The organism is Variovorax durovernensis (assembly GCF_977011995.1).
This window is the reverse complement of sequence record NZ_CDRNCW010000001.1, coordinates 1,414,326-1,434,425: the sequence shown is the minus strand read 5'-3', so window position 1 is coordinate 1,434,425 and position 20,100 is coordinate 1,414,326. Positions and strand designations below refer to the sequence as shown.

At 64.4% G+C, this 20,100-nt stretch carries 25 protein-coding genes; 20 read left to right on the top strand and 5 right to left on the bottom strand.

Annotated elements, in window-relative coordinates; translation table 11 throughout:
• Positions 1-21: 21 nt before the first annotated feature.
• Positions 22-525, top strand: a complete 504-nt coding sequence (locus tag ACWV14_RS06800) for a hypothetical protein (RefSeq protein WP_455342651.1) — start codon at positions 22-24, stop codon at positions 523-525.
• Between the two features lie 6 nt (positions 526-531).
• Positions 532-1,275 (top strand): SOS response-associated peptidase, encoded by a 744-nt coding sequence (locus ACWV14_RS06795; protein WP_454907587.1) that lies wholly within the window; start codon positions 532-534, stop codon positions 1,273-1,275.
• 132 nt (positions 1,276-1,407) lie between these two features.
• On the opposite strand, the gene ACWV14_RS06790 is transcribed toward ACWV14_RS06795, so the two are convergent.
• Positions 1,408-2,565, bottom strand: coding sequence for an HNH endonuclease (locus ACWV14_RS06790; RefSeq protein ID WP_454907588.1), 1,158 nt, complete (start codon positions 2,563-2,565; stop codon positions 1,408-1,410).
• Positions 2,566-2,806: 241 nt separating this feature from the next.
• On the opposite strand from ACWV14_RS06790, the gene ACWV14_RS06785 reads away from it, so the two are divergent.
• Complete coding sequence (locus ACWV14_RS06785) at positions 2,807-3,553, top strand: TraB/GumN family protein (RefSeq protein WP_454907589.1); 747 nt, start codon at positions 2,807-2,809, stop codon at positions 3,551-3,553.
• Here ACWV14_RS06785 and ACWV14_RS06780 read toward each other — a convergent pair.
• Positions 3,548-4,207: a hypothetical protein gene (locus ACWV14_RS06780; protein ID WP_454907590.1), complete on the bottom strand. Its 660-nt coding sequence runs from the start codon at positions 4,205-4,207 to the stop codon at positions 3,548-3,550. The genes ACWV14_RS06785 and ACWV14_RS06780 overlap by 6 nt on opposite strands.
• 517 nt (positions 4,208-4,724) lie before the next feature.
• Between ACWV14_RS06780 and ACWV14_RS06775 the strand changes: the two genes are divergently transcribed.
• Positions 4,725-5,084 carry a hypothetical protein gene (locus tag ACWV14_RS06775; RefSeq protein ID WP_454907591.1) on the top strand — a complete coding sequence of 120 codons (360 nt, stop codon included), beginning with the start codon at positions 4,725-4,727 and terminating at the stop codon, positions 5,082-5,084.
• A 3-nt stretch (positions 5,085-5,087) separates the two neighbouring features.
• On the opposite strand, the gene ACWV14_RS06770 is transcribed toward ACWV14_RS06775, so the two are convergent.
• From ACWV14_RS06770 to ACWV14_RS06760, 3 genes are all read right to left on the bottom strand, one after another.
• Positions 5,088-5,912 (bottom strand): hypothetical protein, encoded by an 825-nt coding sequence (locus ACWV14_RS06770; protein ID WP_454907592.1) that lies wholly within the window; start codon positions 5,910-5,912, stop codon positions 5,088-5,090.
• Positions 5,913-6,177: 265 nt separating this feature from the next.
• Positions 6,178-7,251 carry a phage portal protein gene (locus tag ACWV14_RS06765; RefSeq protein WP_454907593.1) on the bottom strand — a complete coding sequence of 358 codons (1,074 nt, stop codon included), beginning with the start codon at positions 7,249-7,251 and terminating at the stop codon, positions 6,178-6,180.
• Positions 7,248-8,999 (bottom strand): terminase large subunit domain-containing protein, encoded by a 1,752-nt coding sequence (locus tag ACWV14_RS06760; protein ID WP_454907852.1) that lies wholly within the window; start codon positions 8,997-8,999, stop codon positions 7,248-7,250. Before ACWV14_RS06760 ends, ACWV14_RS06765 begins: the two co-directional genes overlap by 4 nt.
• Positions 9,000-9,320: 321 nt before the next feature.
• On the opposite strand from ACWV14_RS06760, the gene ACWV14_RS06755 reads away from it, so the two are divergent.
• The 16 genes from ACWV14_RS06755 (at position 9,321) to ACWV14_RS06680 (ending at position 20,085) form a co-directional block, all read left to right on the top strand.
• Positions 9,321-10,163, top strand: a complete 843-nt coding sequence (locus ACWV14_RS06755; RefSeq protein WP_454907594.1) for a GPO family capsid scaffolding protein — start codon at positions 9,321-9,323, stop codon at positions 10,161-10,163.
• Between the two features lie 58 nt (positions 10,164-10,221).
• Positions 10,222-11,241, top strand: a complete 1,020-nt coding sequence (locus ACWV14_RS06750; RefSeq protein WP_454907595.1) for a phage major capsid protein, P2 family — start codon at positions 10,222-10,224, stop codon at positions 11,239-11,241.
• Positions 11,242-11,326: 85 nt separating this feature from the next.
• Positions 11,327-12,274 carry a phage terminase small subunit gene (gene gpM, locus ACWV14_RS06745; RefSeq protein WP_454907596.1) on the top strand — a complete coding sequence of 316 codons (948 nt, stop codon included), beginning with the start codon at positions 11,327-11,329 and terminating at the stop codon, positions 12,272-12,274.
• A 110-nt stretch (positions 12,275-12,384) separates the two neighbouring features.
• Positions 12,385-12,882, top strand: coding sequence for a head completion/stabilization protein (locus ACWV14_RS06740; RefSeq protein WP_454907597.1), 498 nt, complete (start codon positions 12,385-12,387; stop codon positions 12,880-12,882).
• 2 nt (positions 12,883-12,884) lie between these two features.
• Complete coding sequence (locus ACWV14_RS06735; protein ID WP_454907598.1) at positions 12,885-13,097, top strand: tail protein X; 213 nt, start codon at positions 12,885-12,887, stop codon at positions 13,095-13,097.
• A 10-nt stretch (positions 13,098-13,107) separates the two neighbouring features.
• Positions 13,108-13,647: a hypothetical protein gene (locus ACWV14_RS06730; RefSeq protein ID WP_454907599.1), complete on the top strand. Its 540-nt coding sequence runs from the start codon at positions 13,108-13,110 to the stop codon at positions 13,645-13,647.
• A gap of 6 nt (positions 13,648-13,653) precedes the next feature.
• Positions 13,654-14,283: a glycoside hydrolase family 19 protein gene (locus tag ACWV14_RS06725; protein WP_454907600.1), complete on the top strand. Its 630-nt coding sequence runs from the start codon at positions 13,654-13,656 to the stop codon at positions 14,281-14,283.
• Positions 14,280-14,810, top strand: a complete 531-nt coding sequence (locus ACWV14_RS06720; protein WP_454907601.1) for a hypothetical protein — start codon at positions 14,280-14,282, stop codon at positions 14,808-14,810. The genes ACWV14_RS06725 and ACWV14_RS06720 overlap by 4 nt, the downstream gene beginning before the upstream one ends.
• Positions 14,811-14,813: 3 nt before the next feature.
• Positions 14,814-15,299 carry a phage tail protein gene (locus ACWV14_RS06715; protein WP_454907602.1) on the top strand — a complete coding sequence of 162 codons (486 nt, stop codon included), beginning with the start codon at positions 14,814-14,816 and terminating at the stop codon, positions 15,297-15,299.
• A gap of 2 nt (positions 15,300-15,301) precedes the next feature.
• Positions 15,302-15,769, top strand: coding sequence for a phage virion morphogenesis protein (locus tag ACWV14_RS06710; protein ID WP_454907603.1), 468 nt, complete (start codon positions 15,302-15,304; stop codon positions 15,767-15,769).
• 93 nt (positions 15,770-15,862) lie between these two features.
• Complete coding sequence (locus ACWV14_RS06705; protein WP_454907604.1) at positions 15,863-16,618, top strand: phage baseplate assembly protein V; 756 nt, start codon at positions 15,863-15,865, stop codon at positions 16,616-16,618.
• Positions 16,615-16,959 (top strand): GPW/gp25 family protein, encoded by a 345-nt coding sequence (locus ACWV14_RS06700; protein ID WP_454907605.1) that lies wholly within the window; start codon positions 16,615-16,617, stop codon positions 16,957-16,959. The genes ACWV14_RS06705 and ACWV14_RS06700 overlap by 4 nt, the downstream gene beginning before the upstream one ends.
• Positions 16,956-17,852, top strand: a complete 897-nt coding sequence (locus ACWV14_RS06695) for a baseplate assembly protein (protein ID WP_454907606.1) — start codon at positions 16,956-16,958, stop codon at positions 17,850-17,852. Before ACWV14_RS06700 ends, ACWV14_RS06695 begins: the two co-directional genes overlap by 4 nt.
• The gene (locus ACWV14_RS06690; RefSeq protein WP_454907607.1) at positions 17,845-18,423 is read left to right on the top strand and encodes a phage tail protein I; all 579 of its coding nucleotides are present in this window, start codon (positions 17,845-17,847) and stop codon (positions 18,421-18,423) included. Before ACWV14_RS06695 ends, ACWV14_RS06690 begins: the two co-directional genes overlap by 8 nt.
• Position 18,424: 1 nt before the next feature.
• The gene (locus ACWV14_RS06685) at positions 18,425-19,660 is read left to right on the top strand and encodes a hypothetical protein (RefSeq protein ID WP_454907608.1); all 1,236 of its coding nucleotides are present in this window, start codon (positions 18,425-18,427) and stop codon (positions 19,658-19,660) included.
• A 2-nt stretch (positions 19,661-19,662) separates the two neighbouring features.
• Positions 19,663-20,085, top strand: coding sequence for a hypothetical protein (locus tag ACWV14_RS06680; protein WP_454907609.1), 423 nt, complete (start codon positions 19,663-19,665; stop codon positions 20,083-20,085).
• The last annotated feature ends 15 nt before the right edge of the window (positions 20,086-20,100 follow it).

The window sequence follows — 20,100 nt, the reverse complement described above, 5'->3', positions numbered from 1 at the left end:
TCAACGCTGATTGTCCAAGAGGTGTTCCGAACCCGCTTCGAAGGCGGGAAGCTCCAATCGGTGGAGGCGGTCAAACACACCCGCAGGGTTGGCGAACTCACCTACATGGAGCGCATCTACGACCCACGGCCAGGGCGCAGCATCTTCCTCGCGACGCTGCTGCAACCGAACGGAGAAACGTACGTGATTCCGCCCCTCGACAGGGCGCGCGTGCGAAGGATCAAAGGCGGCATCCTGATCTCTGGCGTGGAAGTGATTGCGCGCGGCATGGGCTCGAAAAACATCAAGTCCGACTACTACCCGCAGACTTGGTTCTGCCGGCCGGTGGTCATTCCTCGCGGCGGGTTTGACGATGACGAGGACCGCTACACCAGCCCGGCCGAATCGCGGCGCCTGGCGCGCGAGCGCGAACTGGGCGAATCGCTTGAAGCGCGGAAGATCGGCGAGACGCTGACGAAGCGATCAACGCGCCGCGTGCCCTATGACCCTGCGACCGCCTCAGGCAACTCGCCGGGGTATTTTTGACTCGCCATGTGCAGCAACTACGAAGCCGTCACCCGTGCAGACCGTCTGCTGTCTTTCTTCGGCGTCGTCCGCGCAGACGACGAACGGCCGGTCATCACATGGCCAACCGGCATGGCTCCGTTCATCCGGTTGGCCGAGGACGGCTCGGGGAATCGCCGCGTCGACGACGGCGCCTTCGGCCTGCTGCCCGGCTTCGCGAAAGAGATCGTGTATGGCAAGAAGACCTACAACGCCAAGGCGGAGACCATTGCCAGGCTGCCCAGCTTCCGCAGCGCGTGGCGCCTGGGGCAGCGCTGCGTGATCCCTGCCGAAGCGATCTTCGAACCCTACTACGAGACCGAGGACAGCAAGCCAGTGCGCTACCGCATCCAGCAGCCCGGGGAGGTGCCGCTCGGCCTCGCCGGCATCTGGGAAAAATGGGCCAACACCGAGACCGGCGAAGACCTGTTCAGCTTCGCGATGATCACCATCAACGCGGACGGCCATCCCGTGATGTCACGCTTTCACCGGCCCGGCGAGGAAAAGCGGATGGTGGTCATCCTCGATCCGGAGGACTACGACGACTGGCTAACCTGCCCCGTGCACGAGGCGCCGCGGTTCCTGCGTCAGTGGATGGGCCAGCTCGACACCTACCCGGTCCCATTGGCACCACGGCTCAAGAAGGAGAAGCCAGCCGTCGAGAGGGAGCCAAAGCATGAAGCCAAGGGCACGCCGACGCCGCCACCACCACCCCAACTCGACCTTTTCTAGGTCGGCGCGATCACCACGATCAGTCGATGAGTTAAGTAGATTTTTCCCTCACCGAAACCACCACATCTGCTCACCGACCTGGTAAAGCTATGCAGCGCTCCAACAGCCGCGCTTGGCGCCGCTGAGAGCCGTTCACGCATCCTCGTCTAGCACATTGCCGCTATAGAACCTCAGCAAATCCGCGCTGCTGATGCTCAGCTCTTTTTCTTCGAGCCTATCCGCGCGTTCGGCAAAGAGAGCTCGAATGTATTTAGTCTTTTCTTTCTGCGTGCCATGGTGCAGCAGTCGATGGCAGTTCGGGCACAGGGCCACCACGTTGGCTATCACGTCCAGAGAGACGGTGAAGAAGCGCTGGTTGCTGAATGGGATTAGGTGATGAGCCTCTAGATAGGGCTTCTTACCTGCTCGCGCAGTGAAGGTCTGGTGGCTCGGGTCAATCTCACACTTGTAATCAGCGTTCACCAACGCAACACCCGCGACGCGAGCGTCACGCTGATAGCCTTCGGTAGAGGGTGCCGTCTTTTTTTTGAGTGGGGGAATCGGCTCACCGCCTGGCTCATCTTCGAGGGGCTGAGCATTGGCTGCCTCTCGCTGCACCTCCGATTGATACTGCTCTTCCGCGGTGGGGGCCGAGTCTCGATTCTGCTTCCAAGCGAGATAAGACTGCTCATAGAAAGGCCTAGCATCGATCTTCGCCACCATTTGGCAGATGGTCTGGTACTCCGTGGCCGAGCGGAATGTACTGGGAATCTTCAGTCGAAAAAGGTAGCGGATAGTCTGTCCATCGACGGGAAAGTACCGACTCGGCGCCGCTCGAAAAATTGCCTGTGTCAGCTTCGCGTGGCCCGCATATTTGACCGTCTGGGCGTCGGCCATCACTTTGTCGGTCAGCGGCTGGCTCGACATGACGGCCTCGAACAAGTCCCAAAGCTTGCCGATATCGCCGACGCTTCGCTCAAATTTGTAGGGGAAGAGCCAACTTTGTCGGGCGTTAGTGCTTGGGATACCCAAAAACTGGGTCGGGACCGGCGCCTTTATGCCGAGCTTCTTCTTAATGATGGTCAGTATCTTGACGCGCTCACTATGTGACTGTTTATTTACTAGCGCGATGAAAGTCAATGGATCGATCTCGGTGAGCGGGATCGACCTTTTCTTCGGGTTCTGGTCGGCCAGCCCTCGTACTCCACTTGCCGCCAAAATTGCAACCAGCTGGGCCTGCCTGTTGCGGTAGGCCAGCAGGCGCCGAGCCATTTCTTCGTAGAACGGTACCCAGTCAAATCCCTCTTTCATGCTTGCTCTTCCATCGTTGTTGGTAGTTTTTTCCAGACCCTCGACCGCCCGGTTGTGCCTGACTGTACGGCTGCAGCGCGCACAAGGGCAAGAGGCCAAGGTGGTGCGCAACTTACCCAACAGGAAGGCGCCGAAGTTGAAATGCTGAGTCCGCTCCGCTTATGACTGTCCCCTCGCTGCCGTCGTGGGAAATGGCAGCCTGTGGCACATTGGAGGCATCCAACAGCCATGGGCCAACAGCATGTATTACGAAGTCAGTGGCAGCCGCTTACGAATCGTTGGCACCTACCACCTCTGTCCGCCTGGTAGATCACTTCCAGCGTTCGTGGCTGATGCCGCGCAGTGGGCCGATGCAGGCTGCATGGAACACGACCCAAAAGAGTTTGGGCCATTTATGCGCTTCAACGACGGGACGCGATTGGAGGATTTTCTTCCGCCGGATCTGTGGACCGCTGTGAAGGCCGCATGGGAAAAGGAACCGAAAATCCCCGCTGAGCTGCAGCAGCATCGGCCTTGGGCCGCGCTGATCATGCTCGGCATCGCACGCCTACGGTTTGGTCCTGGGGCGGAGGCTGTACTTGGGGCAAGTTTAGAGAAAAAGGGGCAGACCTTCGGCTACATCGAGCGAGCTAGGGACGTTGCGGCGCTCTTCGATGCAGTGCCGCTGCCGGATATCTTGGAAGTGTTTCGGCAAGCGCTACCAAAGCTCAGTCGGTCGCAGGAGCAATTTGAGGGCCTGTACGACCGATGGGCCGCACGCGATGCCGCAGGCCTCCAAGCGGAAGTAGAACTGACACCGGTGTTCGGCAATCAGGCGATCAGGGACTCGCTCTTGCTCTCCAGAAACCGGGCGTGGGTTGAGTCCGTCATGAAGGCCGGGCAGCCCGCTTCAAATACGGTGCTTGCCGTCGGAGCGATGCATCTCGTCGGTCCTGGTAACTTCATCGACCTTTTGCGCGGGCGCGGAATTCCAGTGAGAGAGCTATAGGGTTGGCGCAGAAGTCGGAGGCGCAGCCGGCAAGGGAAGCAGCGCGTATGCGGCGAGACGCTGAGCGTGCTCTTTTCGTTCCTTGTCTAGCTCACTCTTGCGCGCTTGCAATCTCTCATGCAGCTCCGCCGCGCCAGGGAGACTGGAGGTGTGCCCCGTCTCCCTAAAAAGCCTGATGCCCAGCTCCACAGCATCAATCCCGAGACCAACGTAAAGCCACTGCCGATCTGAGAAATATTCAGGGTGTTCCGGGGGGTCGTAGTAGGTGTGCCAGTCGCTCAGCGCGACACGGATGGTTTTGTGCTTCTCTTCGAACGTGAGAACGTCAACCATCAGGACGGCAGGAAGAGACTGCCAATCGACGCCTTGGATCTCGTCCGGCTTGAAAGCATCGACGTGAACTGTGGCCTCACATATCCCTCCGGCCCCCGCCGGCCGTCCCTCGTCATACCCGTCGTCATAGCCCGCGGTCAGACAGATGTCGGCGAAATGCTTGAGTGCTGGCCCGACCTGCACAGCAAGATACTGAGAGCGGCGCCGGTCGTCGCGCGCGGAAGCGGCAGCTGCTCCGCGCGTCGTGAGACGCGAGGTAACCCAAGCCGAGATGACTCCCGACACCCCACCGATGAACGCTGCCCAGACCTCTGCACCCATACAACCTCCGAATGTGAACGCCTTTATATCTCCAAGACATAAAACTCGTAAAAAACCGTCGCATCCGAACATACACGCGGGCGGCTGGCGCCCCAGTGGTGGATGCCCGCAAAAACTCCGCGTCCGTCTCGTAAAAAGCGCCAGGCGAAGCGCGCGGGCTCGGTGGGGGCTAGACCGCGCGCCGGCGGGGGCGAACTCCCCGACGCCGGGGGCGCCGCCCCTCGCCACGGCAGGGGCGCGCCAAGGCCCGTGGCAGCCCCGTGGAGCGGCTGAGCGGTCCATAGCGGCGCGCGGAGACATCTGGACGAAAAGGAACGCTTGTGCGCGCCCTCAGGTCTCTAATTTGAAAAGTCGCAGGCTGCTTTGACCAGTGCGGAACGACGCTGTGCTTCGTCAACGCATCACTGAACTTTGTCGGCTGGCGCGAAAGGTCACCGTGTCAGCGCTCAAGTAGGTTGCCCAGTCAGTCGTCAGCACCCCACTGACGACACTGCGCGTCCCTGGCATCCTTCGGCTCATGCTCAAGCCTGCTGCCCTGATCCTCTGCGCCCTTCTTGCCTGCAACACCAACGCGCAGCGAACCGCAGGGATGCGCGGCGCCGGGAGCGTGGCCTGCGGAACGTACTTGGCCGACCGGGCCAGTGGGAACCCAAATCAGTCGATCCAGTACTCGACATACGCTCAAGGCTACCTAAGTGGATACAACACCCATTCAACGAATCCCGAGCTTCGCGAGGTCCCCACGACGGACACCATCGCTGCGTACCTCGATAGGTACTGCCGGGACAATCCGCTGGACATTGTGCGGAACGGCATCGACATGCTGATCCGCGATCTTGGCGGGTACTCCGCACCGTACCTGAAGTCGCGAAAGTAGCCTCTATTCGTCTGGGTCGAACGTCTCGTCGTCGTAGACCTTCGTGATTGTGTAGAGCTTCGGGGTTCCGTTGATCGTCTGCACGTCCACGTCAACAAGGTAGGCGAGCCGGTGCCACGGCTTTCGGAAGCGCGGGTCCTGTTCAAGCATGGCTTTCCGCTCTGCGTTGTTCTCGAAGATGACCTTGACTGGCCCCTTGCTGATGCTCTCGATGATCGCCTTGTTCCCCGACGGCGACTCCTCATCAAAGCGCGTCTGATACCACGTCATGATGCGTTTACGCTGCTTGTCGTCCCGAGGTTCATCGAGGACTGCTAACTCCCGCTTGATCCTGTTCTGAGCCGCGTTAGCCTGCTCCGAGGACACGATGTACTGATGGATCGTGACGCCGCCTTCGACGTGCCCGAACGTCATCTGTGACCCTGGGTCCTTAGCGACGGGCTCCAAGATGTTGTTCCACTGCTTGAGGTCCTGCTTCGTGAGGTCCTTCGGCTTGTCCTTCAACTTCCCGCCGAGCCATTCGATAACTCCCTTGGCGTAGCTCAACCATTCGCTGAGAGTCCCGCCGGACCAAAGCAGCGGCGCGAGCGGAAGGGCCTGCGCCACTAAGTCAATGATGATCGACCCAGACCGCACGTCCTTGACGTATAGCTCGGTCCCAACACCGTGCTGTTCCGTCGTCTCGTTCTCAATGAACCGCTCGAACTGCTGACCTACACCCAAGAGCGCGAGGGTCAGGTCGGTGAGCACTACTGGCCGGACGTTGTTGATCGTGACTTCCAGCTTGTTGCTGAAGTCGAGTTGAAGGATTGCGTCTGATGCTGCCATCGAGAACTGCCGTTGTTGTTGTGCCTCGATTTTGCGCGATCCGCACCGCTGGCCGGCGCCCGCAGTAACCCCTGTGGTCAGGACCCCACTGACCACCCCACCCTGCCAGTTCCGCACCGCTTGCGCCTTCCCAGAGGGCGCAGGCTGGGCGATCTTGCCCGCTAGCCTGAAAGTCAAGAATGACGAAATCGCTCATCCTCGCTGCGTTGCTGGCCGCAACCGCCCTTGCGGCCCAGTTTTCCGGAGCGCAGGGAAAGGGGTGGAGTCAGGCGGCCGCGCGGAGACCTTGCACCTCGACGAATCGCACCAACTCCTCACCGGCCCACTCGTTCAGCTCTCGGAAGCGCTGCATCAGCGGCCGGATCTCGTTGTCAACGAACACTGCCAGTGCGTCCGGTGCGTTGCCGAACCCGCCTGCGTTCGTCGGCACGATGCCAAGCAGGCCAGGCGGCACACGGTGGGCTGCAAGCACATCGTCCTTGCTCACGTTCTTGATGGCTGCGAAGTCATCCTTGGCAGCGACCTCGCTGACCGGGATCAGCTTCAGGCCATCGGCCTTGCCACCAGGCGCATGCAGGAACAGATTGCGGAAGTTGCCCGGTCCTTTCGCGCTCTTCAACGCGTCGCGCAGCGCGTCGGCGTCGTCCGTGCTGACCTGGGCATCCGACAGGTACAGGATGAAGCCAGCGTGCGAGCCATTGGCGTAGTACTTCCGCCGGAACATCGTGGCCGACTCGTTGAGCCAAGCCGACTGCAGGGCGCTGATGTACTCGGGCAGGCCATAGATCTCCTGGTTGACGTCGTCCTCGCGCAGATGGAACAGCGAGCCGGCTGGAAACTCGTGCTCCTGCAGCCACCCGCGCACGAAGAAGTAAGCGCCAGGGTCCTGCCCGCGCCGGGTGAACTTCGCGAGCGCGTGCCGCAGCTCCAACGGCCGGCCGGTGAAGGCGCGCGGCTGCTCCACGTAGGCATTGCCGAAGACAAGAAAATCCAGCGCCATCGCGCCGAATGTCGCGCTCGACAGCCGCGGGTGCGGGACGAACCTCGCTTTCAGCAGGTTGCGCTTGAGGAAAATCGCGGAGCCATGGTGCGGCGATGCGTGGAACGCGCTCGCCAGGCCTTCCCAAGGCAGCGGCGGTTCGTACCACCGGCCATTGAACATGCTTTCCACGTAGTCGAGCAGCTGGATGCGGCTGACCGGCTCCGGGTCGCCGAAGCTGAAGGCCGAGACAGATCCGCCGCCGGGGCGCTGTGCAGCTGGCTCCACTGCCGCAGCCGATAGCGCCAGGGCGGTGCCCGTCGTCGATTGGTAGGCCGCGTGGCCCTTGCGTTTGCTCATGAAAAAATCTCCATACGAGAGCTGCCGCCGACCACGTCGCCGGCCAATGTTTCGTTGTCGAGCGCATGCATCGTTGCCCACGCCAGATCCGCGTGGCCCGTCGCCTCGGAGCGGCCCGAGTCGTAGGTCACGTTCCGGCCGCTGGCCGTGAGCACGCGCTTGATCGCCATGAAGGCCGCCGCGATGTCGGTCCACCCCGCGTCGAACTCGAGTCGCCCCTTGTGGATCACCTGCTGCGCCTTCAGCACGAGGCGCTGCTTCACCTCGATGCTGTATTGGTAGCCCTTCACCTGGGGGAAAAACTTCTCGACGATCTGGAACACGCCGGCGCCCAGCCCGGTCTTGTCGATGCCGATGTGCACGACGTTGTAGTGCTGCGTGACGCGCCGGATCGCCTCGGCCTGGGCCTCGAAGTCCGAGCCCTTGAACTGCTCGCGATGCAGGATTCGGAACTTGCCGCCCGGCACGCGCGGCGGGGCGACCACCACCAGCGCGGCGGCATCGCCCTTGTCCGAAGGGTCGTAGCCGATCCAGACCGGATGGTGGGCGTAGGGCCGCAGCCAAAGCGGCTTGACGTCGCTCCACGTCTCCCAGCTGTCGACCATGCAAGCCTGCATCTGTGCCAGTGTGAACAGCGACAGGCTGTCGTCGATGAACTGGCACATGAAGAGGTTGGCGAACTCTTCGAGGCTGTATTCCTCGCGCAGCTCAGCAATGTCGAACAGGTCGAAGCCCATCGCGACGGCGTCTTCGACGGTGACGATGTCGCGCCACTTCCGATCAAGGCCCAGCGCGCCGCCGCGCAGCGCCTTGTGGCTCGTGTCGATGCGAACGTGATCTTTCTTCGCTCGCCCCTTGTTCCTGTCGTCTCCGGTCCAGAAGCCGAAGGCCTCATGCGACATCGCCGAGGGCGTCGAGAAATAGGTCTTGCGCCAATGCTTGTGCGAGGCCATCGCACTCGCCAGCTTGTTGATCGTGCGAAAGCGCGGAACCCAGAAGAACTCGTCGAAGTAGAAGTCGCCGTGATACGACTGGGCCGTCATCGCGTTGGTGCCCAGGAAGATCAACTCGGCGCCGTTCCACAGCTTGATGTTCTCGCCCTTCAGCTCGACATCGACCTCTTTGGCGAAGTCCACGATGTAGCTGCGGAACTGGTGTGCCTGCGCCTTGGAGGCCGACAGGAACAGCTTGTTGCGCCCCTCTTTCGCGGCCGAGAGCAACGCTTCGCGCGAGAAATAGAACGTCGCGCCGATCTGCCGCGCTTTGAGGATCGCGCGCAGCCGCTGGTACTGCTGGTCGAACCAGTTCTGATGGAACGGAAAGTTTGACTCGCGCAGCTTCGATTCGAGCAGCGCGATCTGGTCTTCGCTGAACTCGTTGCGCTTGGGCTTGCGCTTCGGTGCCGCGTTGCGCGCCGCGATGTTGGGATTCAGGTCGCCCTCGCGGCCCGTCTGCTGGTACTTCTCGACGCGCGCCGTGCGCTCCAGCTGCCGGCCTAGCAGGTCGATTTCCTTGTAGTCGCCGCCGGTCTTCTCGGTCTTCAGAATGAGCTGGATCAGCCGCACTTCAAGCGCGCCGTTCACGCGGTCGAGCGGCTGCGCATCGTCCCACTTGTCGACCTCCTTCCAACCGTACACCGTCGACGTGGGCACGCCCAGGTGCTCGGCGATCTGCTTGACCTTCCAGCCGGTCCACGCGAGGAACCGGGCTGCGGTGCGGGGTTGCGCCTGGGGCGTCAACGTGGCAATCTGGCTCGACTCAGTGCCCGCAGCGCTGCCCACGGCAGCAGCAGGCGCCACCTCGTTCGCGGTGTCCGAAGCCCGTCCACGCTTGTGCGACGCAGTCTTCGCAACGACAGAAACAGTCCGGCGAGTGCGGCCGGACGCAGCGGATTTCAGGGGCATGCCGCCGAGGTTGCCCGCGCGCGCGAACCATCGCCACTACGTCTAACCGTCCCCGCCGCTGCCACATGCGCTGCGGCTTGAGAGCGCACGGCCCCACGGCCACCATTGGCTCACTGCATCGCGAACCCCTCGCGATCACCGTTCAAACAGCAGCGAGCAAAGCCAATGTCCACTCCCGCCAAGAAGCCGGTTTCCAAGTTCTTCCGCGTCGCCGTCGAAGGTGCGACCAGCGACGGCCGCGTCATCGACCGCGCGACGCTGGAACAGATCGCCGCCAGCTACGACCCGAACGTCTACGGCGCCCGCATCAACATCGAACACATGCGCGGCTACAGCCCGAACAGCGATTTCCGCGCGTATGGCGATGTCGTCGCCGTCAAGACCGCCGAGGTCGAAGTCGGCGGCGCGAAGAAGCTGGCCCTCTTCGCGCAGATCGCACCCACCGACGAACTGGTCGCGCTCAACAAGAAGCGCCAGAAGATTTACTCGTCGATGGAAGTCCGCCCGCGCTTTGCGGACACCGACAAGGCCTATCTGGTCGGCCTTGCAGTCACGGACAACCCGGCGAGCCTGGGCACCGAAATGCTGGAGTTCGCGGCCAAGAATCCGAACGCCAACCCCTTCGCTGCACGCAAGGAACAGCCCGACGACCTCTTCACCGCCGCCGAGGAAGTCACCCTCGAAATGGAGGAGGCGGCGGACGAGAGCGTTCTGGCGAAATTCCGCTCTGCCATGTCCGGGGCACTGGCGAAGTTCGGCGCGAAGTCCGCCACCGACGATGCGCGCTTCACCGCAGTGACCGAAGGATTCCAGCAGATGGGCGACGCGTTCGAGGCCCACATCGCCGAAACCGCGACGAAGCTGTCGGCCAACGCCGCGACCATCGGCGAACTGAAGACCAAGGTCGCCGACCTGCAGGCCAAGTACTCGGCCCTCGACAACACGCCGGCCGGCACCACGCGCCCGGCCGCAACGGGCGGCAGCGGCGCCGCGAAGACCGACTGCTGAGCCCACGCCCACCACCCAACGCAACTTCATCCCCAACACCTCACAGGCAGCACACACCATGCGCAAAGAAACCCGCCAGGCCCTCGATGCCTACTTCGCCCAACTGGCCACGCTCAACGAAGTCGCCAGCGTCATCCAGAAATTCAACGTCGTGCCGCGCGTGCAGCAGACGCTCGAATCGAAGATGCAGGAATCGAGCGCGTTCCTGCAACGCATCAACGTTATCGGCGTGACCGAGCAGATGGGCGCCAAGGTCGGCGTCGGCGTGAGCGGGCCGGTGGCTAGCCGCACCGACACCACCGGCAACGGCACGCGCAAGCCGCGCAACGTCACGGCGCTCGACGACAACCAATACCGCTGCGTGCAGACCAACTTCGACACCGCGATTCGCTATGCGCAGCTGGATGCCTGGGCTGGCTTCCCCAACTTCCAGCCGCTGGTGCGCGATGCGATCCTGCGCCGCCAGGCGCTGGACCGCATCTGCATCGGCTTCAACGGCACCAGCATCGCCTCCACGACCGACCTGGCAGCAAACCCGCTGCTGCAGGATGTCAACAAAGGCTGGCTGCAGCAAATGCGCGAGCACGCACCGGAGAACGTGCTGGCTCAGGGTAGCAAGCAGGCCGGTAAGGTCATCGTCGGCGCCAACAAGGCTACCAGCGACTACGCCAACCTCGATGCCGTCGTGTACGACGCCATCACCCTGCTCGACCCCTGGAATCAGGAAGATCCGGACCTCGTCGCCGTGGTCGGTCGCGGCCTGATGCACGACAAGTACTTCCCGCTGGTCAACAAGGATCAGCCGCCATCGGAGACGCTGTCGGCCGACATCATCATCAGCCAGAAGCGCGTGGGCGGCCTGCAGGCCGTCACCGTGCCGTTCTTCCCGGCCGGCAAGGTGATGGTGACCACGCTGTCCAACCTGTCGCTGTACTGGCAGCGCGATGCACGTCGCCGCAACATCAAGGACGTGCCCGAGCGCGACCAGATCGAGAACTACGAATCGTCGAACGACGCCTACGTCGTCGAGGACTACGGCCGCGCCGCCGTCGTGGAGAACATCGAGATCGCCGAGTAAACCCTCGCGCCAAAAGTCTGACGAAAGACCGCCGCGCGGGCCGCCCCCCGCCCGCGCTCGCACCCCACAAGCCCAGAACACCACCATGAGCCCACTCAGCCCCGCACAGCGCCACCGCGCGCGCGTTCTGCAAGAACAGGCCCAAGCCGCCAGTCCCTACGGCGTCGAGCTGCAAGGCGACGCCTATGGGCTCATGCGCATCAAGCTCTCGCAGGACAAGAACCGCCTGTCGCAGGTCCAATCTCACGAGCGCCGCGCCGAGCTGAAGGCCCGGCTGCTGCCCGAGTACTTCGACTGGATCGACACCTCGCTCAGCACCGGCAACGGCGCACAGGATCAGGTGCTCACGACGCTGATGGTGTGGGCCTTCGACGCGGGGGCCTATGCGTTGGGCCTGCAGATCGCCGGCTACGTGATCCGGCACCGCATGCCCATGGCCGACGACTACAAGCGCAGTCCGGCCGCCATCGTCATCGACGAGTTGTCCAATGCGTACCTGAAGGGGCAATGGTCGCCGCTGGTAGTGCAGGCCGGAGACGACGGCGCGCGGCAACTGGTGGCCGCGTCGACCGGCAGCCAAGACCCTGCGCAGGCGGGAGCCCTCGCGCGTGCCCATGCCGCCGCACTGCTCATCGAAGCCGACACCCTCACAGCTGAGCAGGATGCGCCGGACCAAGCACGGGCTAAGCTGCACAAGGCCATCGCGTATGCGGCGCTCGGCAAGGTGCAGAACGCCGACGAGGTCGAACTCGCGGCCATCGAGCCCGAGGCGCTGCGCGTTGCCCTCGTGCGCCTTCAGCGCGCGCTGGAGCTGGACAGCAATGCAGGCGTGAAGAAAGACATCGAACGCATCGAGCGCGCTCTGACCAAGGCCGGCAAGGCTTCCGCTTCGGACGGCAGCGACACGCCCGAAACATCGCCACCTGGCGACACCCAACAACCCGCTACCGCCACGCCGACGCCCGCCCGCAAGACCACTGCGGCGGTGAAGAAGGCGGCGCCGGCCGCGCGCAAACGCGCGGCCGGCAAGTAGCGCAACCGAGCACCCCACGTGCAGGGCGGCCCGTGGCGCAGCGTGAAAGGCTGAGCCATCACCACAACGCGCCACGGCCACCGCCCACCTACACCCAACGTCGAGCCACCATGTCACTTATCGCTGCATCCCCGCCCCTCGTGCGCACGACGCCGCCCAGCGACCCCGCCCCACTCGGCACCGTATCGGCCGGCGCATGGTGGCCGGAGATTGACCTCGCCGCCCTGCGCGACACCATGCGCCTTGACGGCACCATCACGCCACAGCGCCTGCTGCCGGCGGTGCAGGAGGCCGTCGCCACCACTATCGGACTGCTCTCGGCCTGGGCGCAGAGTCGCCAGGACGAAGGCCGCGCCAGCCTGGCGGCCGTGCCCGCGCTGCAGGTTGACGACGAGTCGATCAACGTCCAACGCTTCCGGCGCGCCGTGTACTGCCACGCCAAGGCCAACCTGATCGAGCGGTACAGCGACTACGACACGACCGGGCGCGAGCGACGCAAGGATCAGGACGCCGCGCGCGAAGACCAGGCCGAGCAGCACCGCCGCGACGCGACCCTGGCCGTGCGCGACATCCTGGGCGTGTCTCGCCTCCACGTCGAGTTGATCTAGCCATGCCGCGAACCGTCGTCACCCAGCAGCACGACACCGTCGATCTGCTGTGCCTGCGCCACCTGGGCGCAACCGCTGGCGTCACCGAAGCAACGTACCGACTCAATCCCGGCCTCGCCGGCCTCGGCCCCATCCTGCCGCTCGGCCTCGAAGTCATCCTGCCCGACCTCCCCGCCATCGCCGCGCGCATCGAGACCGTGCAGCTATGGGACTAGGAGACCCGCCATGTCCGCCTCAACCCACCACCACGCCATGACCGAACCCGCCACCACCGCCGCAGCAGCCGGCACCGCTGCAGGCTACAAGCTGGCCCTGCTGTCACTGCCCATCATCGCCAGCCTGATCGCGTTCTGGCTCGGCATCCGCTTCGTGCCATTGCGTGCCGGCCACGCCTGGAACGACCTGATTAACCGCGTGCTGGGTTGCCTGGCCAGCTCGTTCATCTTCGGCACCATCGCGCTCGTACTGCTCATGCAGCACAAGCCCGAGATATTTACCGCCGGTGCAGCGCTCGCAAAGCTCGCCACGTTCCCGCCGGAGGCCGGCTTCTTCGTGCTCACAGGCTGCGTCTTCGTGCTCTGCAGCATCCCCGGCCCCTGGCTCGTGGCGGCGGTCTTTCTCTGGCTGGAGCGCCGCAAGGGCCGCGATATCAGCGAGATCGCTGCCGAGATCCGCGCCGAACTCAGCCTCTCGCGACAACCTGCCGCCGCTGTGGTCACGGCGGAACAAGCCGCACCCATCGACGCATCCACCACCAAGCCCTGAGACGCCATGCTCAATCTGCAACAGCTCATTGCCGCCGGCATCACGCCCAGCGTCGCGCGCACGTTCCTGCCGCACCTCGTCGTCGCCTTCGAGCGCTTCGAGATCAACACGCCGCGCCGCATGGCCGCCTTCATAGGCGAGTACAGCCACGAAACCAGCGGGCTCACCCGTCTCGAAGAGAACCTGTACTACACCGACCCCGCGCGCATCGCACAAATGTTCTCCGCGCTGCGCGAGGTGGAGAAGGCGCGCGCCTTCACGCGTCAGCCTCAGGCGCTCGCGAACAGGGTCTACGCCAACCGAAACGGCAACGGCAGCGAGTCCACCGCTGATGGATGGACCTATCGCGGCCGAGGCCTGCCGCACCTCACCGGCCGCGGCAACTACCGGGCCGCCGGAACGGCGCTCGGCCTTGCGCTTGAACAGAAGCCGGACCGCGTTGCCGAGCCGGAAACCGCTGTGCTCGTCGGTGCATGGTTCTGGAAATCCAACGAGCTCAACAGCCACGCCGACCGCTGGAACCTCGGCGCCATCACCCGCGGTATCAACGGCGCAGCCATGGCGGGGCACTCCGACCGCGTCGAGCGCTGTACTCGCGCCCTCGAAGCGTTCCTGTTCGCGCCAGCCGCGCAATGACCACTCCCATCACGCTTGCCGCAGCCGCCGTGCTCATCGCGGCGGGCGCGGCATTGCCCGCGTACTGGATCGGCGACGAGAACGGCGCAGCGAGGGTGCAGCAGCGATGGGACAGCAGCACCACCCAGCAGGCCCAGGCCAAGACCGACCAGCTCACCACCACCCGAAGCAAGGAAGCCGGCCATGCAAGCCAGATCACTCAAGCCGTCGACAACTACCAGGCCGCGCGGGCGCCTGCAGCTGCCGACAGCGCTGCTCGCATTGCTGATGCTCAGCGCCTGCAGCGTGACTCCGAAAGCCGCGCCCTTCGATTCCTCACTATGTCCAAGGCCAGCGAAGCTGAGCGCGACCGTCTTGCAAGCCATGCGGCCCGACTCGACGCCAGTCTTGCAGAGGGCCGAGTCGTGGCAGAGCAGCTCCGGGCAACTGTTGTCGAGCGAGACGCCCAGCTCCGGCTTCTCGCAGACGTCATCCGCTCCGACCGCGCGCTCTTCGGACCCGGCGACGCCAGCACCCCGGAGCCGTGAGCCATGAAGAAGCCGCAGCTGCTGCGCGACCACATCACGCGCGCCTGCCCTGACCTTGCGACCAACCCGGAGAAACTCACCGTCTTCGTCGAGCGCGGGAACATCGTCCATACCGGCACGCCGGCGCTGTCCTTCGAATACCGCTACACGCTGAACATCGTGGTGACCGACTGGGCCGGCAGCACCGACGTGCTGGTCGTGCCGGTCGTGGCCTGGCTCAAGCGCCACCAGCCCGACATATTCGACAACCCCGAGCGCAGGCCGAAGGCCTTCCGCTTCGAGGTCGAGATCATCGACCACGCCACCTCCGACATAGGCTTCGAGATCGACCTGACGGAAACGGTGGCCGTCGCCGGCGGCACCGTGGACGGCGTCAACCGGCTCACCACGAACCACATCGGAGAGCCGCTGCTGGCCGGCGTCGAGCCCGTCGAGTCCGTCGTCGACCTCGCTGCAGAGTGGCGCATCCAGCCGCTCGACGGAGTCTGATCGTGGTCGACGCACTGAGCCGCCTCGCCCACTGGGCCGCGCCGTTGCTCGCCGGCCTTTCCGCGCCACGCCGCCGTGCCGCCATGGTGCAGGTGGCGACCTACCTGCGCCGCAGCCAGGCGCAACGCATCGGTGCCCAGCTCAACCCCGACGGCACACCCTACGAGCCGCGCAAACCCCAGCGCCTGCGCACGAAGAAAGGCGACATCCGGCGCAAGATGTTCGAGAAGCTGCGGACCGCCAAGTACCTCCGAAAATCCGCCACGGCCGAGAGCGCCACCATCAGCATCGGCGGGCGAAGTGCGCGCATCGCCCGCGTGCACCAGCTCGGCCTGCGCGACAAAGTGGATTGGCGCAAGGCCAAGAGCCCGACCGTGCAATATCCACGGCGCGAACTGCTCGGCATCACGGCGGCAGATGAAGACGCCATCACCGGCATCCTGCTGCACCACATCACAGCCGGCACCTGACCGTCGCGAGCGTCTGAAGACGCGTATCAGTCCCCGCCGCGCACACACTCGCGTTCGCTCGCGCACGCGAAGGCCTTCCGGCACATTGGGCGCATGCCCGGACCAACCGAATCGCCGCAACTCTTCGCCGACCTTCTGCGCAAGGTGGCGAACATCGTGCGCACGGGCACCGTCACCCATGTGGACCACAGCGCAAGCCCGCCGCTCGTGCGCGTGCAGCTCACCGAAGGCGGCTCAACCGACTGGCGGCCCTACATCGAGCTGCGCGCAGGAAAAACCGGAACGTGGAACCCGCCGACCGCTGGGGAGTGCGTCGTCTTCCTGTCGCCGGATGGCATGACCGAAGGCGGCTACGCCCTGCCCGGCGTGCCCACCGAGAGCCATCCCACACCCAGCTCGGACCCGAACAAGACCGTCACGAAGTACCCCGACGGCGCAATCGTCGAATACGACCACAGCGCCCACAAGCTGAAGGTCACGCTGCCGGCGGACGGAACCGCCGACATCGAAGTGCCCGACGCAATCACCGTGAAGTGCAAGACGGCCGACGTGACCGCGAGCGACAGCGCAAAGGTGCACTCGCAAGAGATCACGCTCGATGCGCCGATGAACATCGTGACCGGCCAGCTGCTCGTGCAGGGCTTGCTCACCTACACGGCTGGCATGGCCGGCTCGGGCACCGGCCCAGGCGGAAAGACCGCACAGATCGACGGCGACATGGCGTTCATCAACGGCCATGGCCTCACCACAGACGGCGGCGACATCGTGGCCGGCGCCATCAGTCTGCTGAAACACCGGACCGCCGGTGTCGTGCATGGCGGCGAGATCAGCGACGGGCCGGTGCCATGAGCGGAATATCCAGCACCACGGGCCGCATGCTTGCGCGCCGAGAGCACATCGGGCAATCCATTGCCGACATCATCAGCACGCCCATCGGCTCGCGCCTGATGCGCCGCAACTACGGCAGCTTCCTGCCGCAGCTCGTCGATCACCCGGCCACGGCCGCGAACCGGCTGCGCCTCATTGCCGCGACCGCGCAAGCCATCATGAAGTGGGAGCCGCGCACACGCGTGCTGCGCGTGACCGTCGGTTTCAACGCACAGGGAAAGTGCGAACTCTCCATCGTGCGCCGCGACACCAACAGCGCCGACAGCGTCGCCCTCAAAGTCACCGTGGGGGCCGCGGCATGAGCATGGACATGTCCCTTCTGCCGGCGCCGGCCGTCATCGAGGCTCTCGACTTCGAAACGATCCTCGCGCGTCGCAAAGCGAAGTTCCAAGACGAATGCCAAAAGGTCGGCGTCGACTACGCGCTGCTGCTTGAGTCCGACCCGGTGACCAAGCTGCTGGAGGTGCAGGCTTATCAGGAACTGGAGATGCGCCAGCGCATCAACGATGCCGCCAAGGCCTGCATGCTGGCCTACGCCACCAAGACGGACCTCGACAACCTCGGCGCGAACTACCGGGTCTTTCGCTTGATCGTCACCCCGGCGGACCCCACGACAGTGCCGCCGGTCGAGGCCGTCTATGAGGACGATGAGCGCTTTCGCGAACGCATCCAGCTGGCGCCCGAAGGCATCACCACCGCCGGCCCGATTGAAAGCTACCGATTCCACGCGCTCACCGCGAGCGCCGAGGTGGCGGATGTCGGGGTAGACAGCCCGGCTCCTGGCACCGTGCGCGTGACCGTGCTTTCTACCGACCCGAGTGGCGTCCCGAGCGAGGCGCTGCTGGGCACTGTAGGTGCATCGCTCAACGACGAGAAGATTCGCCCGCTGTGCGACAGCGTGCCTGTGCAGGGACCGGAAATCTTCGACACCGACATCGTGGCGAAGGTCTATCGCTACAAGGGTCCGGCCGGCGATGTGGCACTCGAAAACGGCGGCGTCGCTCTCAAGAAATGGCTCAAACAGATTCGGAAGCTCGGGAAGGGGCTGCCGCACTCCGGCATCGACGCCGCGCTGCACCAGCCGGGCGTAGACCGTGTCGAGATCACGGTGCCGCCGGCGGACATGCTGTGCACCAAGACGCAATGGGTGCGGGTGAACACGGTCACCGTGCTGCAGGAGGTGGTTGATGCCTAACCTCACGCCCGCGCAGCGCCTGCTGCCTCCCAACCGGACGCCGCTGGAACTGGCGCTCGCCGGCACGTCGCCGCTGGAGCTGGACACCGATGGCCTGCGCCACTTGTGGACGGCCATGCGCTGCCTGGCGCCATTGCTGCCGTGGTTGTCATGGACGCTGTCCGTCGAGGCTTGGCAGGACGCCAAGTCTGATGACGCCAAGCGCGCGCTGATCCTCAACAGCATCGAGATCCATCGCCACAAGGGCACGCCGTGGGCGATCCGTCTGCTGATCCGGTCGCTGGGCTTCGGCGAGGTGGACATCATCGAGCGCGTGGGCGGGCGTACCCACAACGGCACCATTCGCCGCAACGGCATCTATCCGCACGCCCCCCTGGCGACCACCTGGGCGACCTACATGGTCGCGATGCAACGCCCCATCACCAACGCGCAGGCCGAACGCCTGCGCAAGCTCCTGCCGTCCGTCGCACCAGCGCGCTGCCACCTCGTGGCACTGCGCTACGCGACCGTCGCCAACAGCCACAACGGCGCCACGCGACGCGACGGCGCCTACAACCACGGAAGCGCCTGACATGGCAAACCTCAACGAAGCCGACCAGTGGGAAGCCGGCATCTACCAGCTCGAAGAAGATGATCCGGTGCTCGGCGGGCCGTCCGGCATCGACAACCGCCCTCCCCGTGAACTGGCAAACCGTACCGGCTATCTGCGCCGCCGCGGTGTCTCTCCTTGGGACGCGACGCTGTCGTATCCGGCGAACGTCGCCTATGTCAGCTACGGCGGCACCACGTGGAAGAGCGTCGGCGACAGCACGAACGTCGTGCCCGGAGCGGATCCTGCGAAATGGGTTCGCTGGGCCTTCACCGCGGCGGAGCTGGCCGCCTCTCTCGGGGATGCAGTCGCAGCTCACGAAGCCAAGACCGATCCGCATCCCCAATACGTGAATGACGCCGAACTGACGGCCGGAATCGCCGCACACGAGGCGAAGGTGGATCCACATCCGCAGTACGCGACCGACGCGGACCTCGCTGCCCATGTCGCGCACGCGAACCCTCACGCTCAATACGTCCGCCACGATGCCGCGCAGGGCCTGACAGGCACGCAGGCAACGCAGGCCCGAAGCAACATCGGCGCCGAGGACGCAGGCGCCGCCGCAGCCGCCGTGGCCACAGTGCAGAAGAACGCACCGATGAATGCGGTGGACACGGGCACGGCCAACACCATCGTCGTCGCCTACACACCGACCATCACCGTCCTGACGGATGGAATGGCGTTGTGGGTGAAAGCCAAAGTCACCAACACGGGGGCCACGACGCTGGCGGTCGATGCGACAAGCGCCAAGCCGGTTGTTGGGCTCGCTCACCTGGCGCTGCAGGGCGGCGAGATCATCGCGAACGGCAAATGCCTCTTCGTCTACAACGCCACGCTCGCTTCGTGGGTGCTTGTCTACTGCACGGGCGCCGCGCTGCAGGTCATTCCCTCGACGAAGTCCCAGCACGCGGTGCAGCGGGACCAGGCCACTATCGGCGCGACCCTGCGCAACGTGAATGGCTCGCGCTCGCTGGGGGTGACCTACACCAACACGACCAACCGGTTCATGTGGGTGTTCATCAGCGCCATCGCATCCACGGCCGGGTCCGCAGCGCTGAGCGCGACGGTGGGCGGCATCGGCTTCATCGGCTCGTCCACCAACGGCGCGACCGCGCTCTCGGGCTTCATTGCGTTCCCGGTTCCGCCGGGCGCGACCTACCAGGTCAACGCCGCGACCGGTTCTTTTTCTGCCTACAACAACTGGGTGGAGATGTCCTAAGCATGCAGTTCTTCATCAACACCGCCGACCAGCAGATCTTTGCCTTCGAGGACGACGTGGAAGTCATCCATGCGAATGGTGTCTACGCATTCAAGACCTCGATGGGCGTGCCTCTCGATGCGCTGCCGACCACGCTGCAGCCTTGCGAACCACCCGTGATCGAGACGCCCGATCCATCGACCGTGATCCCGCAGCAAGTCACCAAGCGGCAAGGGCGCCTTGCCTTGCTGGCGGCCGGCAAGCTCGCGGCCGTCGCGGAAGCCATAGCGCTCATGCCCAGCCCGCAGCGCGAAGCGGCAGAGATCGAGTGGAACGACGCCACGAACTACGAGCGCTCATCGCCCTTCATGGCCTTGCTCGCGGAAAAGATCGGGCTCGACGAACAGGCGCTCGACGCACTCTTCATCGAGGCCGCCCGACTCTGACCACCTCAGGCCGAT

What these genes read in the sequence shown, in the direction of transcription:
- ACWV14_RS06795 (WP_454907587.1), top strand. Translation starts at nt 532, where the DNA reads ATGTGCAGCAACTACGAAGCCGTCACCCGTGCAGACCGTCTGCTGTCT.
- ACWV14_RS06790 (WP_454907588.1), bottom strand. Translation starts at nt 2,565, where the DNA reads ATGAAAGAGGGATTTGACTGGGTACCGTTCTACGAAGAAATGGCTCGG.
- ACWV14_RS06785 (WP_454907589.1), top strand. Translation starts at nt 2,807, where the DNA reads ATGTATTACGAAGTCAGTGGCAGCCGCTTACGAATCGTTGGCACCTAC.
- ACWV14_RS06780 (WP_454907590.1), bottom strand. Translation starts at nt 4,207, where the DNA reads ATGGGTGCAGAGGTCTGGGCAGCGTTCATCGGTGGGGTGTCGGGAGTC.
- ACWV14_RS06775 (WP_454907591.1), top strand. Translation starts at nt 4,725, where the DNA reads ATGCTCAAGCCTGCTGCCCTGATCCTCTGCGCCCTTCTTGCCTGCAAC.
- ACWV14_RS06770 (WP_454907592.1), bottom strand. Translation starts at nt 5,912, where the DNA reads ATGGCAGCATCAGACGCAATCCTTCAACTCGACTTCAGCAACAAGCTG.
- ACWV14_RS06765 (WP_454907593.1), bottom strand. Translation starts at nt 7,251, where the DNA reads ATGAGCAAACGCAAGGGCCACGCGGCCTACCAATCGACGACGGGCACC.
- ACWV14_RS06755 (WP_454907594.1), top strand. Translation starts at nt 9,321, where the DNA reads ATGTCCACTCCCGCCAAGAAGCCGGTTTCCAAGTTCTTCCGCGTCGCC.
- ACWV14_RS06750 (WP_454907595.1), top strand. Translation starts at nt 10,222, where the DNA reads ATGCGCAAAGAAACCCGCCAGGCCCTCGATGCCTACTTCGCCCAACTG.
- gpM (WP_454907596.1), top strand. Translation starts at nt 11,327, where the DNA reads ATGAGCCCACTCAGCCCCGCACAGCGCCACCGCGCGCGCGTTCTGCAA.
- ACWV14_RS06740 (WP_454907597.1), top strand. Translation starts at nt 12,385, where the DNA reads ATGTCACTTATCGCTGCATCCCCGCCCCTCGTGCGCACGACGCCGCCC.
- ACWV14_RS06735 (WP_454907598.1), top strand. Translation starts at nt 12,885, where the DNA reads ATGCCGCGAACCGTCGTCACCCAGCAGCACGACACCGTCGATCTGCTG.
- ACWV14_RS06730 (WP_454907599.1), top strand. Translation starts at nt 13,108, where the DNA reads ATGTCCGCCTCAACCCACCACCACGCCATGACCGAACCCGCCACCACC.
- ACWV14_RS06725 (WP_454907600.1), top strand. Translation starts at nt 13,654, where the DNA reads ATGCTCAATCTGCAACAGCTCATTGCCGCCGGCATCACGCCCAGCGTC.
- ACWV14_RS06720 (WP_454907601.1), top strand. Translation starts at nt 14,280, where the DNA reads ATGACCACTCCCATCACGCTTGCCGCAGCCGCCGTGCTCATCGCGGCG.
- ACWV14_RS06715 (WP_454907602.1), top strand. Translation starts at nt 14,814, where the DNA reads ATGAAGAAGCCGCAGCTGCTGCGCGACCACATCACGCGCGCCTGCCCT.
- ACWV14_RS06705 (WP_454907604.1), top strand. Translation starts at nt 15,863, where the DNA reads ATGCCCGGACCAACCGAATCGCCGCAACTCTTCGCCGACCTTCTGCGC.
- ACWV14_RS06700 (WP_454907605.1), top strand. Translation starts at nt 16,615, where the DNA reads ATGAGCGGAATATCCAGCACCACGGGCCGCATGCTTGCGCGCCGAGAG.
- ACWV14_RS06695 (WP_454907606.1), top strand. Translation starts at nt 16,956, where the DNA reads ATGAGCATGGACATGTCCCTTCTGCCGGCGCCGGCCGTCATCGAGGCT.
- ACWV14_RS06690 (WP_454907607.1), top strand. Translation starts at nt 17,845, where the DNA reads ATGCCTAACCTCACGCCCGCGCAGCGCCTGCTGCCTCCCAACCGGACG.
- ACWV14_RS06685 (WP_454907608.1), top strand. Translation starts at nt 18,425, where the DNA reads ATGGCAAACCTCAACGAAGCCGACCAGTGGGAAGCCGGCATCTACCAG.
- ACWV14_RS06680 (WP_454907609.1), top strand. Translation starts at nt 19,663, where the DNA reads ATGCAGTTCTTCATCAACACCGCCGACCAGCAGATCTTTGCCTTCGAG.